Raw genomic sequence first — 14504 nt, 5'->3', positions numbered from 1 at the left:
TCGCATTCCCGCCTCGACCATGCACCAGATCCTCTACCGCGCCACGGCCCTGCCCGGCCTGGATCTCATGCAAGCCCGCACATCGCGCGATTTCGGGCGCCATACCCATGACCAGTTCGGCCTGGGACGCATGGACGCGGGCGTGCAGCGCTCCGCCAGCGATGCGCGCCAACTCTCCCAGCACGCCGGGCAGATGATGTTCGTGAATCCGGGGGAGGTGCACGATGGCCGCGCGATCGGCGGCGAGCCGCGCGCCTGGCGCATGCTTTATGTCGATCCGGCCCTGGCCGATGCGCTGCTCGATGGCCGGGGCCAGCGCCTGGGTTTTGCACAGGCGGCACGGCGCGACGAGGCCCTGTCGCTGCGTTTCGAGGCGGCCTGGCGATGGGCCCTCCAGGGCGGTGCGATGGCGCAGGAGTCCTCCCTGTTGGCCTTGCTGGGGCCGCTGGCGGGCTTGGCGCGCCAGGGCCCGCCCGACGGCGCGGCCATCGGGCGGGCCCGCGCCGCGCTGGATGACGACCCCGCCCGCGATTGGACGCTGGCGGATCTGGCGCGCGAGTGCGCGCTCAGCCGCTTCCAGCTACACCGGGCCTTTGTGCGCGCCACCGGCCTGGCGCCCCATGCTTATCTGGTGCAGCGGCGCGTCGCGCTGGCAAGGCGCCTGCTGCGCGCGGGCATGGCGCCGGCGCAGGCCGCCTTGGCGGCGGGCTTCTATGATCAAAGCCATCTGGCGCGCCACTTCGGCCGCGCCCTGGGCCTGGCGCCCGGACGCTATGCGCGCGGCGTGGGACGCTCAGACGTACAAGACCGGCGCGGCGGCCTCTGAGAAGCTGGCGGCCTCGATCCCTTGGACAGGCCCATGCCCTTCGCATCTCCCCTCTTCGCCTATCTCTGCCTTGCCGGCGCCATGCTGACCGTGGGCAGCACGGTGGTGGCCGGCAAGCTCATCGGCCACGCGCTGCCGCCTTTCACCGCCACGGCACTGCGCTTTGCGCTGGCCTTGCCCTGCCTCGCACTGCTGATGCGCTGGCGGGGCGTGCGCATTGCCCGGCCGGACCGCCATGACGCGCTGCTCCTGATCGTGCAGGCCCTGGCGGGCAGCGCCGGCTACACGGTATTGCTGCTCTGGGGCCTGCGCCTGTCGGCGGGCGCGGATGCCGGCGTCATGATAGGCAGCCTGCCAGCCATGGCCGCGCTCATGGCCGTCCTGGTCTTGCGTGAACCGCTGACACGCGGCCTGGTTACCGGCGTCCTCCTGGCGACGCTGGGAGTCTGGCTAGTGGCGCGCGCCGCGCCGCCGCAGGCCAGCGTGGGCCACGCCCTGGTGTTGGCTGCGGTGGCGTGCGAAGCCGTTTTCATCCTCCTGAACAAACGGCTCCACCAGCCCCTGCCCGCGCTCGCGCAGGCCACGGCAATGACGGCGCTGGGCTTGCTTTGGACCTTGCCTGGCCTGTGGTGGGAGTCCGGCGCCTGGCTCCATGCGACGGATCTCGGGCCGGCGCTGGCCGCCGTGCTCTTCTATGCACTGGTCCCCACCGTATTGGGCTTCTGGCTTTGGTATGTCGGCGCCGCGCAAGTGCCCGCCGCCCGGGCGGCCCTGTTCACCGCGCTCGCGCCGGCCGCGGCCGTCCTGCTGTCAGCCTTGGTCCTCGACGAAACGATCAGCGCCGGCCAGTGGTCGGGCCTGGCCCTGGTCATGCTCGCCCTGCCCTGGCGCGGCTCAGCCCAGCCGCGACACCAGGAGGCCTAGGCGGCTGCGCGCCAGCTCATCCACCCATTGCAGCGTCTCATCAGGCAAGGTGGCCGGCGCCATGACGCCGCAGACCAGGGTCGTCAGCGCGAACGCCAGCGCCCGCCGCACGCGGGTCACGCCGTCCGGGCCTTGGGCCTCCTGGTCTTGCATGGCGACGATGCGGGCTTCGCGCTCGCGCCGGCGCTGCACTTTGCCGCTGAACAAGTCCGGCAGGCGCATGCTGCCGGAGCGCTGCATGATGGGCGCGGCATAGCGCACGGGCGCGATCACCAGCCGCAGCCCTTCACTGGCCTGCGCGGCATCGGCGACGGCGCCCACGGTGGATCGCAGGATGACGCTGTCGGGCTGTCCGGCCGGCGGCGCGCCCAAGAACCAGCGCTGCATGCCGATCAAGGCCTGGCTGTCCGCCCAGACCGCCTCGGGCTGGGGCGTCTGCAGGCGTTCGCGCCAGACCTGCGGGATCTGTACGGCCACGCCGCAAGACATGCGCGCGCCACGCTCGGCCAGGCTGGCCGGCCATACCGTGCCGCGGCCATGAAAGCGGATTTGCGCGGAGTCCAGCAGGTCGCGGAACTCCGATGATGTCAGCCGGCAATACAGCGGCGTCGCGGCATCCAGGCGCTTGTCGATGTAAATGGCGGTCACGCGGGCACATCTCCAGAGTGGCGGTCGGCGCACCGGCATGGTGCTTGGGGCGCTCCCGGCGTGGCGGGGCTGTTGTGTTTTGTAGCGTTTGGCAACCCCCCTACATGCGGTGTCCGACCAGCATCTCTACAGTGTAGAAACTGAAACTTTCAATCGGCTTTGAATGGACACCTTCCTGGCATGCTTGGCGCCGGGCGCCAAGCGCCGGCGCCGGGCTGTACCCGCCTCGCCACAGTTACCGCTTGCCGCTGCCAATCCCGCGCGACGGGACTATATTGATATCAAGCAAGTGATGCGGCGCGTCGCGCTGCTGCCTGAGGGCTGCCGGTCCTTGCGCCCAGGGCGCAAGCCGGCAACGGCGAGGCGCGCCCATGCCGGCGTCAACGGCGGTCATCCCCGATCGACAGGAGTCCATCATGGCAAGCTGGTTCGAGCTTAGGCGAGACGGCAGCGGCCGTTATCACTTCGTTCTCAAGGACAGGCACGGCGAGACCATACTCACGAGCAATGCCTATCCTTCGGCGGCCGCCGCGCAGGCGGGCATCGCCGCGGTGCAAGCCCATTGCACCGATGGCACCTGCTATCTGAAGGAGGCGACCGGCGACGGCCGCTGCTATTTCACGCTGCTGCAAAGCGATGGCAAGCCCATCGCCAGCAGCGAGGTGTATGGCAACGAGGCGGCGCGCGCCCTGGCCATACAGTCGCTCAAGGACAGCGGCACCACTCAGGATATCCGGCCCGCCCCGGCGCCGGCCGCCGCGCGGCAGACGGCGGTGGCCATGCCGGCCGCCGCCGTCTGATACCCCTCATCAATCGGGCTTGACGCCGGCCTCGGCAACCACGGTTGCCCACTGCCGGCGTTCGGCGGCGATCCTGGCCGCCGCGTCCGCGGGCGAAGTCCAGGTCGCCACGGCGCCCTGGCGCAGCAGGGCCTCGCGGACCTGGGGCTGGGCCAAGATCTGCTTGAGGGTCTGGTTCAGTTTCTCGACCACCGGCGCCGGCGTGCCGGCCGGCGCCACGATCCCGAACATCGAACTCACCTGGAACCCCGGCAGGCCGGCTTCGGCCGTGGTGGGCACCTCGGGCAAGGCGTCGGCGCGCGCATCGGCGGCCACCGCCAGGCCGCGCAGCTTGCCCCCCTTGACGCTGCCCTGGGCGGCCGGCACGGTTTCGATCATGCTCATCACCTGGCCGCCCATGAGGTCCGTCATGGCCGGGCCGCTGCCCTTGTAGGGCACGTGCAGCACGTCCACGCCCGCCACACGCTTGAACATCTCGGCGGCCAGATGCTGGGGCGAGCCGTTGCCGGCCGAGGCCATGGTGATGGCGCCCGGGCGGGACTTCGCCAGCGCAATGAACTCGGCCAGCGATTTGGCCGGCACTTGCGGGTTGACCACGAAGACCAGGGGCACCGTGCCCACGATGGACACCGGGGCAAAGCTCTTCTCGATGTCGTAGCTCACCTTGTCGGCATAGAGCACGGCATTGATGGCATGGCTGGTCAGCGCGCCCATCAACAGCGTGTAGCCATCGGGGTTGGCCTTGGCGACCTGGTCGGCGCCGATATTGCCGGCCGCGCCCGCCCGGTTCTCGACCACCACGCTCTGCCCGAGCGCGCCGGTCATTTCCTGGGCCAGCACGCGCCCGATGACATCGGTGGCGCCGCCCGGCGGATAGGGAACGATCAGCCGGATGGGCCGCTCGGGATAGGCGGCCGCCGCGGCCGCGCTTACGGTCAGGCCGGCGATACCGGCAAGCAGCACGGCGCGCGCGCGGCGCGCCATCTGACGACAGTCGAACATGATGTCTCCTCTGGCCGGGGGAAGAATGATGAGGGCGCCCGGCTCGCCCGCCTGCAGTGTAGGTGTCGCCACCTTGATTGATGAATCAGTATTTTTTGAATTACTGATCAACAAAACAGATCAATAGATAGCGGGAAAAATTAGGCTTGCCGCCAGGCTCCCCCTGCCGTTATGCTCTCTGCAGAGATTATTAATAATATTATCGAGGTGTCCATGAGCGATAAAAAGCCGCCCCAAGGCAGCGGGCTGTCCAAGGGACTGACCAATTACGGCGACAGCGGCTTCTCGCTGTTTCTGCGCAAGGCCTTCATCAAGGGCGCGGGCTATACCGACGACGCCCTGTCCCGTCCGGTGATCGGCATCGTCAATACCGGCAGCGGCTATAACCCCTGCCACGGCAATGCGCCGCAGTTGATCGAAGCGGTCAAGCGCGGGGTGATGCTGGCCGGTGGCCTGCCAGTGGACTTCCCGACGATTTCGGTGCACGAGAGCTTTTCGCAGCCCACCAGCATGTATCTGCGCAACCTCATGTCCATGGACACCGAGGAGATGATCCGGGCCCAGCCCATGGACGCGGTCGTACTCATCGGCGGCTGCGACAAGACCGTGCCCGCGCAATTGATGGGCGCCGCCTCGGCCGGGGTGCCCGCCATCCAGCTGGTGACCGGTTCCATGCTGACCGGCGCGCACCGCGGCGAGCGCGTGGGCGCCTGTACGGACTGCCGCCGCTACTGGGGCCGCTATCGCGCCGAAGAGATCGACGCGGCCGAGATCGCCGAGGTCAACAACAAGCTGGTGGCCAGCGTCGGCACCTGCTCGGTCATGGGCACGGCCAGCACCATGGCCTGCCTCACCGAAGCCATGGGCATGATGATTTCGGGGGGCGCTTCGGCGCCCGCCGTCACCGCGGACCGCGTTCGGGTGGCCGAGCAGACCGGCGCCACCGCCGTCGCCATGGCCGCCGCGCGCCTGACTCCGCAGCAGATCATCACCGGCAAATCCATCGAGAATGCGCTGCGCGTGCTGCTGGCCATCGGCGGCTCGACCAACGGCATCGTGCACCTGACCGCCATCGCCGGGCGCCTGGGCATCGAAATCGATCTCGCGGGCCTGGACCGCATGAGCCGCGAGACTCCGGTGCTGGTCGACCTCAAGCCCTCGGGCCAGCACTACATGGAAGACTTCCACAAAGCCGGCGGCATGCCCGCGCTGCTGCGCGAACTGGCGCCCTTGCTGCATCTGGACGCCCTGACGGTCTCCGGACGCACGCTGGGCGAGGAATTGCAGGCCGCCCCCGCCGCCTTCGCGCAGGATGTGATCCGGCCACGCAGCGCGCCCATCTATCCGGCCGGCGGCCTGGCCGTGCTACGCGGCAACCTGGCGCCCGGCGGCGCCATCATCAAGCAATCGGCGGCCAATCCCGAGCTCATGGAGCACGAAGGCCGCGCCGTGGTGTTCGAAGACGCCGAAGACATGGCCCGCCGCATCGATGACGAAGACCTGGATGTGCGCGCCGACGATGTGCTGGTGCTCAAGCGCATCGGCCCCACTGGCGCGCCGGGCATGCCGGAGGCCGGCTACATGCCCATCCCCAAGAAGCTGGCGCGCGCCGGCGTCAAGGACATGGTGCGCGTCTCCGACGGCCGCATGAGCGGCACGGCGGCGGGCACCATCGTGCTGCATGTCACGCCCGAGGCCGCCGTGGGCGGGCCGCTGGCCTATGTGCGCAATGGCGACCGCATCCGGCTGTCGCTGCGTGAACGCCTGATCGAAGTCCAGGTCAGCGCCGAGGAGCTCGCGCGCCGGGCTGCCGAGGCGCCCCAGACGCGGCCCGAAGCGCCGCGCGGCTACCGCAAGCTCTTCCTGCAAAGCGTCACCCAGGCCGACCAGGGCGTGGACTTCGATTTCTTGCGCGCGGCCGACATGACGCAGAAGGTGCCGGGCCGATGAGCACGCCTGCCGAGCCGGCCGCCTTCACGGCCGAGGCCGCCCGCGACGCCCTGGAGGAGGACATCGTGCTGGGGCGGCTGCATCCTCGCCAGCGCCTGACCGAAGACGAGCTGATGGCCCGCTTCGGCCTCAAGCGCCACGCCGTGCGCAGTGTCCTGGCCAGCCTGGAACTCATGGGCGCGGTGCAGCGCAAGCGCAATGTCGGCGCCGAAGTGCGTGCTTTCCAGGCCGCCGAAGTCGTGGAGCTCTACGCCCTGCGGGAGCTGCTGGAGACGCGCGCCGCCGGCCAGGTCCCCCTGCCGGTGCCGCCGCAAGCGCTGGAGGCGCTGGTCGGCATCCAGCGCGAGCATGATGCCGCCGTCAGCGCCGGCGACGCCCGCGGCGTGTTCCGCAGCAACCAGCGCTTTCATCGCGCGCTGTTCGGGCTGACACGCAATCCCGTACTGGAGCAGGCCATCGAAGAGTATGCGCGCCGCACCCATCCCATCCGCTTCGGCACGCTGGCGCAGCCCGGCTATCGCGAGCGCGCGCGCCAGGAACATTGGGCCATGATAGAAGCGCTGCGCTCGGGCGACCGCGCCGCGCTGATCGATATCTGCGCCCGGCACCTGCTGCCTTCGCGCGATGCCTACCTGGCCGCCGAACGGGCGCGCCACGGCTTGGCGGCCGCCTAGCGGCGCCGCGCCTGGGCCGGCACGTGGGCGCGCAGCACGTCCACCAGCGCCTGCGCGGCCGGCGACAGGCTGCGCTGGCGTGGCGTGACCAGCCCGATGGAGCGCTCGGCCACCGGGCCGGTCAAGGGCCGCTCCACCAGGCCCTGGTGCGCCACCGCCTGGGCGGCGATCCCCGGCAGGGCCGCCACGCCGAAACCGCACTCGACCATGGCCACGATCGTGGCCAGGTGCTCGGCCTCGAAGGCGGGCTGGAAACGCACGCGGTTCTGTAGAAAGGCCCATTCCGTGTACTGGCGCACGCTGCTGGGCTGCACCATCGACACATGGGCCGCGTCCGCGGTATCCAGCCAGCGTAGCGGCGCGCGCGAACGCGCCAGCGGATGATCGGGCGGAATCAGCAGAATGAAGCTGTCGGACATCATCGGCTCATAGTGCAGGTCGGCCTGCTGCGGGTCGGCCGCGGTCAAGGCGAAGTCCACCTCCCCGGCGCGCACCAGGTCGAAGGCCGGCCCCGAGAGCACGTCATGCACCTTGAGCGCCACGCCGGGATGGGCTTTGCGATAGGCCATGAGCACCCGCGGCAACAGGCGCGCCGCCAGTGAAGGCAGCGCCGCCACGGCCACCTGCCCCTGGTCGGCGCGCACGATGCCGCCCACCGCGTCGATGGCCTCGCGGAACGCGGCCTGCAGGTTGGCGGCCTGCTGCAGAAACACCTGCCCGGCCGCCGTCAGGCGCACGCTGCGCGTGCTGCGGTCAAACAGCCGCACACCCAGGGCTTCTTCAATGCGCAGCACCTGGGTCGACAGGGCCGATTGCGACAGGTGCAGCTGCGCGGCGGTCTGGCGGAAATTGAGCGTGCGTCCCAGCACCAGCACGGTGTCGATGTCACGCATCGACAGATTGATGTTCATGCCGCCCCTCATTGATCGACAAGATAGATCATTCTATTGAAAAAATCTGATTCATCAATCAAAGGCGCTTCCTTACACTGCCTGGCACCCCCAACCCCGGAAATCCGCAGCATGAATGCAAGCTCTTATCCCGCCCTGGCCCGCCCCGCCTCGGCCCACGTCGTCGTGGTGGGCGGCGGCACCATGGGCGCCGATGTCGCCGTGGTGCTGGCGCGCGCCCAGTGCCGTTGCACCGTGGTCGAACCCGACGCCGGCCGCGCCGCCGCCCTGCCGGCGCGCGTCCAGCAGAATCTGGCCGCCTTGCAGCGTGCCGAACTAAGCCGCCATGTGACGGTGGCCGCCAGCCTGAGCGATGTGGACTGGACCGGTGTCGGCCTGGTGATCGAGTGCATCCCCGAGCGGCTGGACGTCAAGCAGGCCCTGTTCGCCGAGCTGGAAGAGCGCGCTCCCGCGCAGGCCATACTGGCCAGCAACAGCTCCAGCTTCCCCATCAGCGCCATCGGCCGTGGCCGGGCCACGCGCGCGCGCATGCTGGGCCTGCATTTCTTCATGCCGGCGCACCTGGTGCCCCTGGTCGAGGTCGTCTTGTGCGACGCCAGCGACCCCGCGGCGGCCGATGCCCTGTTCGCCTTCATGCGCCGCTGCGGCATGGTGCCCGTGCGCGTGGCGCGCGACCTGCCGGGCTTTCTGGCCAATCGCCTTCAGCACGCGCTGTCGCGCGAGGCCTTCGCCCTCATCGACCAGGGCATCGCCTCGCCCGAGGATGTCGACAACGCGGTACGCTTCGGCTTTGGCTTCCGCTTCCTGGCCGCCGGCCCGGTCATGCAGCGCGACCACGCCGGCATCGACGTGCACGCCGCCGCCGGCGCCACCATGTATCCCACTTTCTGCAATGATGACCATCCGGCCCGCTGCCTGACCGAGCGCGCCGCCGACGGACGCCATGGCATGAAGGCCGGCGCCGGCTTTTATCACTGGACGCCCGAGACCATCGCGGCCGAGCGCGCGCGCTATGACAAGCTGCTGCGCGCCGGCCTGGAACTGCTTTCGAACGAACTCCCGGAGATCGAACCTTGACCCTGCTGGCCGATTCGCCCCTGATCATCACCGTGGCGCCCAACGGCGCCTACAAGACCGAACGCGACCATCCCGCCGTGCCCATGACGCCCGCCGCGCTGGCCGCGGAAGCGCGCGCCTGCCTGGATGCCGGCGCGGCCATGATGCATATGCATGTGCGCACGGCCGAGGGCAAGCACTCGCTGGATGTGCAGGCCTATCGCGACGCGCTGGCCGCCGTGGACCGCGCCGTGGGGCGCGAATTGCTGGTGCAGGTCACCAGCGAGGCAGCCGGCGTCTACCAGGCAGCCCAGCAGATGGCCATGGTGCGCGAGCTCAAGCCCGAGGCCGTATCCATCGGCCTGCGTGAGATCGCCGTGCCGGACATCGGCGAACAGGCGCTGGCCGCCTTTTTCGCCTGGATCGCCGCCGAGCGCATCATGACCCAGATCATCCTCTACAGCGCCGAGGACCTGGCCCGTTGGCAGGACTTCCGCGCGCGCGGCCTCGTGCCCGAAGGCTGTTGGTCCTTGCTCTACGTGCTGGGCCGCTATGTGGCCGGCCAGCAATCCTCGCCCCACGACCTGCTGCCCTTTTTGCAGGTCGCCGGCCAGACCCTGCCATGGGCCATCTGCGCCTTCGGCCGCCAGGAAAACGCCTGCGTCACCACGGCCGCCGCCTTCGGCGGCCATATGCGCGTGGGTTTCGAGAACAACCTGCTGTTGCGCGACGGCAGCATCGCCCCGGGCAACAGCGCGCTGGTGGCGCAGGCCGCCGAAGGCGGCCGGGTGCTGGGCCGGCCCCTGGCCGACGCCAGCCAGGCCCGCGCCATCTACGGCGCGCTGGGCTGAACGCGCCCGGTTCAGGGCTGGAAGGGCAGCGGGTCGATGGGCGGCTCCATGCCGCTCATCAGGGTGCCCAACAGGGCCGCGCTGCCGCAAGCCAGCGTGAAGCCCAAGGCGCCCTGGCCAATATTGAGCCAGAGGTTGTCGGCCACGCGGGCGCGGCCGATCAGGGGCTTGCCGGTGGGCGTGGCCGGCCGCAGCCCCGCCCACGGACGGGCCTGGCTCAGGTCCAGTGTCGGGAAGGCTTCGGCGACCTGGCGCTTGAGCAGGGCGATGCGCGCCGGATCGATGGCGTTGTCGCGGCTGCCGATATCCACCATCGCCGCCACGCGCAAGGCCTGGCCCACGCGGGCGTAAACGATGCGGCGCTCATAATCGGTCACGCTGATGGCGGGCGCGGTCTTGTCGCCCGGCGCCAGAGGCACCGTGAGGCTATAGCCTTTCAAGGGATAGAGCGGGACATCCTGGCCCAGCGGCTTGAGCAGCGCGCGCGTGCCCACGCCGGTCGCCAGCACCACCGCGTCGGCGCCGATGTCGCCCTGGCTGGTGCGCACCGCGACCACCCGCCGCCCTTCGGTCCACAGGCTGGAGACCTGGGTGCTCATCAGGCATTGCGCGTTGTCCCGCAGACGGTCGAACAGGGCCAGCGTGAACTGATGGCAATCGCCCACCTCTTCGCTGGGCGTGTAGACGGCGCCGGCCAGGCTGCTGCCCATGCCGGCCAGCGCGGGCTCCAGCGCCAGGGTCTGCGCGGCGTCCAGCACGCGCTGCTCGGCGCCCAGGCTGGCCTGGTAGGCGGCCAGCTTGCGCGCTTTGTCGAGCAGTTCGCCGCTGCGATAGGCAATCAGCTTGCCGTTGCGCAGATGGCCGAAATCCAGCTCTTCCTGCTCCAGCAGGCGGTTGAGCACATCACGGCTCAGATACGACAGGCTTTGCAGCTGCGCGGTCGAACGGCGCGCCACATCGGCATTGCAGGCCAGCGCGAACTGCAGGCACCAGCGCCATTGATGCGGATCCAGACGGGGCCGGAAGCGCAGTGGCGAGTCCGAGCGCAACAGCCAGCCCGGCACGCTGGACAGCACCCCGGGGCCGGCCAGCGGCGCGACATAGCTATAGCTCAGCTGCCCGCCATTGGCGTAGCTGGAAACCTCGGCGGGACGGGGCTGGCTGTCGATCAGCACGACCTCGTGGCCCTCGCGCGCCAGAAAGTAGGCCGTGGTCACGCCTATGACCCCGGCGCCGATCACACATACCCGCATAACCCGGCAACCTTGCAAAACGAAGAGAATCCTTCATTTTCCTGGGCGGCCACCCCGGCGGCAAATGCCTATCCCGCCAGCAGCCATAACCTTAGGTTAGGCGGAAGCGCCGCGATGCAGGCGGATGATGGCCGCCTCGGTCGGCTGCGCCACCAGTTCAGCCAGGGTGTGGCGGTCCAGGCTCTCGTAGAAGATGCGCAAGCTGTCATTCAGGACCCCGGCCAGCAGGCAGGCCCCCTGCAATGCACAGGGAGGGCTGCCGCAATCGACCAGGCCCGCCTGGTGTTCCAGGGCCTGCACCAACTGCCCCAGGCGATAGCTGTCGGCCGGCCGGGCCAGGGCCAGCCCGCCGCCCTTGCCCCGGGTGGCGGCGACCCAGCCCTGCTGCGACATGAAGTGCACCACCTTCACCAGATGATTGCGCGAGATGGCGAAGCGCTCGGCGATCTCGGGGATCGTCACGGGCTTGTCGCGTTCGCGGCACTGCGTCAGGTACATCAGGACGCGCAGGCCAAAATCGGTGAATCGGGTCAGTTGCATGGCGGTTGGCGTGAAGGCGGCGCTAGCAGCCCGGCCCGCCGGTGCCAAAGGCCTCGGCATGGATGCGCCGGGCCGGCACGCCCAGCGCGCTCAGGGCTTGGTGTTGCGCCCGCATGAAGGGCAGCGGGCCGCAGAGATAATAATCGGCCTCGGGCAGCACGACGTCATCGGCGATGCGCTGCCAGTCAATGCGGCCAGCGTGATCATAGTCCACGCCCTGGCGGTCGCCCTCGCCCACGTGTTCATAGAACACGTGGCGGCGCACATTGGGATAGCGGCGCGCGGCCTCGGCCACGGCGTCGCGCATGGCATGCGCCGACGCGGCGCGGCAGGCATGCACAAAGCGCAGTTGCCGCGGCGGGCCGCCAGCCTCCTGGCGCTGCAACAAGGCATTGAGCATGGACATCATCGGCGTGATGCCCACGCCGCCCGAGATCATCACCACCGGCGTCTCGCCCTCGGTGTCGAGCACGAAATCCCCTTGCGGCGGCGCCACATCCAGCACATCGCCCTCCTGGACGTGGTCATGCAGGCGGTTGGACACCCGTCCGGCCGGGCCCGTGCCGGCCGGCTCGCGCTTGACGGAAATCCGCAGGCTGTCCTTGCCCGGCGCGTCCGACAGACTGTATTGGCGCGGCTGCATCAGTCCCAGCTCGGGGATGTACAGACGCACCGACAGGTATTGGCCTGGACGGAAATCCGGCAAGGCGCCGCCGTCGGCCGGACGCAGGTAGAAAGATGTGATCTCCGCGCTTTCGGGGACTTTGCCCACGACCTTGAATCCGCGCCAGCCGGTCCAGCCGCCTTGCTTGCTCGCCGAGGCGGCGTAGAGCTGCGACTCCAGGCCCACCAGCACATCGGCCAACTGGCCATAGGCCGCCGCCCAGGCGTTGATCAGCGCGTCGGTGGCCGCCTCGCCCAGCACCTCGCGGATCGAGGCCAGCAGGTGCTTGCCCACGATGGCGTAATGCTCGGGACGGATGCCCAGGCTGACATGCTTGTGCGCGATGCGTTCCAGCACCGGGCCCAGCACGGAGGGATCGTCGATATGCTCGGCATAGGCCGCCACGGCCATGGCCAGCGCCTGCTGCTGCTGGCCGCTTTGCTGGTGGCCCTGGTTGAAGACCTGTTTGAGTTCCGGATTGCCCTGGAACATACGGGCGTAGAAATGGCGCGTCAGGGCCTCGCCATGGGTTTTCAGGACGGGCGCCGTGGATTTGACCTGCTCACGGACGGTTACGCTCAACATGCACTGCTCCTAGAGGTTGCCGGTATTCCGGCTTAAACATGTATTTATTCTACATCTTTAAAAACCTGGGACAACTTGCCGCCCTGCCCGGCGCAGGGTTAAAACACGGGCTTTGCAGCAACCCTCAAGGATTTCCCCATGAGCACCGACACGCTCAAGACCACGCTCTCCGACGCCATGAAACAGGCGATGCGCGCCAAGGACAGCGCCCGCCTGGCGACCCTGCGCTTCCTGCTGGCCGCGGTCAAGCAGAAGGAGGTCGATGAGCGCCGCGACCTCAGCGACGCCGAGATCACCGCCATCATCGAGAAACAGGTCAAGCAGCGCCGCGAATCCATCGCCGCCTTCGAGGCCGCCGGCCGCACCGAGACCGCCGAGCAGGAAAAGGCCGAAGTCGTCGTGCTGCAGGAGTTTCTGCCGCAGGCCGCGGCCGCCGAGGAAATCGATGCCGCCATCGCCGCGGCCATCGCCGAGGTGCAAGGCCAGGGAGTCACCGGCCCGGCGGCCATGGGCAAGATCATGGCCATCCTCAAACCGGCCCTGGCCGGTCGCGCCGACATGTCGCAGGTCTCGCAGCAGGTCAAGGCCCGCCTGGCCTGAGGCTTGCCGCCCTAGAACGCGCCGCCGAACAGATCCGGCTGGCGCGCGCCTTGCCCGGGGTCGGCAAAGTTGCTCATGCCGACCCCGGCCAGCCGATAGTGCGTCTGCGCCGGCAGATCCACCCTCGCGCACAGCCGCCGCGCAATGGCGGCCAGCTCCTCGGCCGACGATGGCGGCTGCGGCAGCGTCAGGCTGCGCGTCAGGATGCGGAAACGGTCGGTCTTGAGCTTGAGCACCACGGTGCGCCCCAGCTGGCCTTTCTTGCCCGCCTGCTCCCAGACGCGGCCGGCCAGGCGGTCCAGGGCCTCGCCCAGTTCGGACAGGCGCAGGTCACGCTCGAACGTGGTCTCGGAAGAGACCTGCTGCAAGGGCTGGTCGGCTTGCACTTCGCGCTCGTCCACCCCTCGCGCCAACTCATACAGGCGTGTGCCGTAGCGGCCGAAATGATGCTCCAGCTCGGCCAGCTCCCGGGTGGCGAGATCGCCCACGGTATGGACGCCCAGGGCCTCCAGCCGCGCCTGGGTCACCTTGCCCACGCCGGGCACTTTGCGCACCGGCAGCGGCGCCAGGAAGGCCAGCACCCGGGAGGGGCGGACCACGAAGAGGCCGTCGGGCTTGTTCCAATCGGAAGCGATCTTGGCCAGGAATTTATTGGGCGCCACGCCGGCCGAAGCCGTCAGGCCGGTTTCCGCGCGGATCTGGGCGCGGATGGCCTCGGCCACCGCCGTGGCCGACGGCAGGCCTTGTTTGTTGACCGTGACATCGAGATAAGCCTCGTCCAGCGACAGCGGCTCGACCAGGTCGGTATGGCGGGAGAATATCTCGCGCACCTGCCTGGAAACGGCCCGATAGCGGTTGAAGTCCGGCGGCACATAGATCGCGTCCGGGCACAGGCGCCGGGCGCGCGACACCGCCATGGCCGAGTGCACGCCAAAGGGCCGCGCCTCATAGGAGGCTGCGCAGACCACCGAGCGCGCGCCCGTCCAGGCCACGATGACCGGCAGGCCCTTGAGCTCCGGGCGGTCGCGTTGTTCGACGGAGGCATAGAAAGCATCCATGTCGATGTGCACGATTTTGCGGGTCGGGACGGTCATGGCTTGCGCGCGGCCGTGCCGGCCGGCCGGACTACTGGATAAATATACGGTAGCACTATTATGACCGAGACTGACCACGGAGGGGACAGCCGCCTGGGGGCGGCCGGGGGTTTCGCGCTACAGTCC

Annotated in this window: 15 protein-coding genes; 8 read left to right on the top strand and 7 right to left on the bottom strand. The window is 69.1% G+C overall.

The annotated features are described in order from the left end of the window. The coding region (locus tag AXA74_RS02530; RefSeq protein WP_346193846.1) for an AraC family transcriptional regulator at positions 1-826 on the top strand (826 nt) is incomplete at its 5' end. 33 nt (positions 827-859) lie between these two features. Then, positions 860-1750 carry a DMT family transporter gene (locus AXA74_RS02525; RefSeq protein WP_032955630.1) on the top strand — a complete coding sequence of 297 codons (891 nt, stop codon included), beginning with the start codon at positions 860-862 and terminating at the stop codon, positions 1748-1750. Here the strand turns inward: AXA74_RS02525 and AXA74_RS02520 are convergent. After that, positions 1721-2398 (bottom strand): hypothetical protein, encoded by a 678-nt coding sequence (locus AXA74_RS02520; RefSeq protein WP_029579533.1) that lies wholly within the window; start codon positions 2396-2398, stop codon positions 1721-1723. The two genes, AXA74_RS02525 and AXA74_RS02520, sit on opposite strands and share 30 nt — an antisense overlap. A 416-nt stretch (positions 2399-2814) precedes the next feature. Between AXA74_RS02520 and AXA74_RS02515 the strand changes: the two genes are divergently transcribed. Next, positions 2815-3198 carry a YegP family protein gene (locus tag AXA74_RS02515; RefSeq protein ID WP_029579534.1) on the top strand — a complete coding sequence of 128 codons (384 nt, stop codon included), beginning with the start codon at positions 2815-2817 and terminating at the stop codon, positions 3196-3198. Between the two features lie 9 nt (positions 3199-3207). On the opposite strand, the gene AXA74_RS02510 is transcribed toward AXA74_RS02515, so the two are convergent. Continuing rightward, on the bottom strand, positions 3208-4200 hold the full coding sequence (locus tag AXA74_RS02510; protein ID WP_029579535.1) for a Bug family tripartite tricarboxylate transporter substrate binding protein: 993 nt from the start codon (positions 4198-4200) through the stop codon (positions 3208-3210). Between the two features lie 213 nt (positions 4201-4413). On the opposite strand from AXA74_RS02510, the gene AXA74_RS02505 reads away from it, so the two are divergent. Together AXA74_RS02505 and AXA74_RS02500 are read left to right on the top strand one after the other, a co-directional pair. Next, entirely contained in the window at positions 4414-6150 is a 1737-nt protein-coding gene (locus AXA74_RS02505) for an IlvD/Edd family dehydratase (RefSeq protein WP_048940196.1), read from the top strand. Then, complete coding sequence (locus AXA74_RS02500; RefSeq protein ID WP_029579537.1) at positions 6147-6824, top strand: GntR family transcriptional regulator; 678 nt, start codon at positions 6147-6149, stop codon at positions 6822-6824. Before AXA74_RS02505 ends, AXA74_RS02500 begins: the two co-directional genes overlap by 4 nt. Here the strand turns inward: AXA74_RS02500 and AXA74_RS02495 are convergent. Beyond that, positions 6821-7735: a LysR family transcriptional regulator gene (locus tag AXA74_RS02495; RefSeq protein WP_029579538.1), complete on the bottom strand. Its 915-nt coding sequence runs from the start codon at positions 7733-7735 to the stop codon at positions 6821-6823. The genes AXA74_RS02500 and AXA74_RS02495 overlap by 4 nt on opposite strands. A gap of 111 nt (positions 7736-7846) precedes the next feature. Between AXA74_RS02495 and AXA74_RS02490 the strand changes: the two genes are divergently transcribed. Together AXA74_RS02490 and AXA74_RS02485 are read left to right on the top strand one after the other, a co-directional pair. Next, positions 7847-8812, top strand: a complete 966-nt coding sequence (locus AXA74_RS02490) for a 3-hydroxyacyl-CoA dehydrogenase family protein (RefSeq protein WP_029579539.1) — start codon at positions 7847-7849, stop codon at positions 8810-8812. Further along, the gene (locus AXA74_RS02485) at positions 8809-9642 is read left to right on the top strand and encodes a BKACE family enzyme (protein ID WP_029579540.1); all 834 of its coding nucleotides are present in this window, start codon (positions 8809-8811) and stop codon (positions 9640-9642) included. The genes AXA74_RS02490 and AXA74_RS02485 overlap by 4 nt, the downstream gene beginning before the upstream one ends. Positions 9643-9653: 11 nt before the next feature. Here the strand turns inward: AXA74_RS02485 and AXA74_RS02480 are convergent, their stop codons facing one another. From AXA74_RS02480 to hmpA, 3 genes are all read right to left on the bottom strand, one after another. Beyond that, complete coding sequence (locus AXA74_RS02480; RefSeq protein ID WP_029579541.1) at positions 9654-10895, bottom strand: D-amino acid dehydrogenase; 1242 nt, start codon at positions 10893-10895, stop codon at positions 9654-9656. A 96-nt stretch (positions 10896-10991) separates the two neighbouring features. Then, positions 10992-11435 carry an Rrf2 family transcriptional regulator gene (locus tag AXA74_RS02475; RefSeq protein ID WP_029579542.1) on the bottom strand — a complete coding sequence of 148 codons (444 nt, stop codon included), beginning with the start codon at positions 11433-11435 and terminating at the stop codon, positions 10992-10994. Positions 11436-11457: 22 nt separating this feature from the next. Next, positions 11458-12684: an NO-inducible flavohemoprotein gene (hmpA, locus tag AXA74_RS02470; RefSeq protein ID WP_029579543.1), complete on the bottom strand. Its 1227-nt coding sequence runs from the start codon at positions 12682-12684 to the stop codon at positions 11458-11460. 138 nt (positions 12685-12822) lie between these two features. On the opposite strand from hmpA, the gene AXA74_RS02465 reads away from it, so the two are divergent. After that, a complete protein-coding gene (locus AXA74_RS02465) occupies positions 12823-13284 on the top strand; it encodes a GatB/YqeY domain-containing protein (RefSeq protein WP_029579544.1) in 462 nt (153 codons plus the stop codon). An 11-nt stretch (positions 13285-13295) separates the two neighbouring features. Here AXA74_RS02465 and dinB read toward each other — a convergent pair whose 3' ends face one another. Next, the gene (gene dinB, locus AXA74_RS02460; RefSeq protein ID WP_032979598.1) at positions 13296-14378 is read right to left on the bottom strand and encodes a DNA polymerase IV; all 1083 of its coding nucleotides are present in this window, start codon (positions 14376-14378) and stop codon (positions 13296-13298) included. Between the last annotated feature and the right edge of the window lie 126 nt (positions 14379-14504).

The organism is Bordetella hinzii LMG 13501 (assembly GCF_001548475.1).
In the GTDB taxonomy this organism is placed as follows: Bacteria; Pseudomonadota; Gammaproteobacteria; order Burkholderiales; family Burkholderiaceae_B; genus Bordetella; species Bordetella hinzii.
This window is presented reverse-complemented; position numbering and strand designations above follow the sequence as displayed.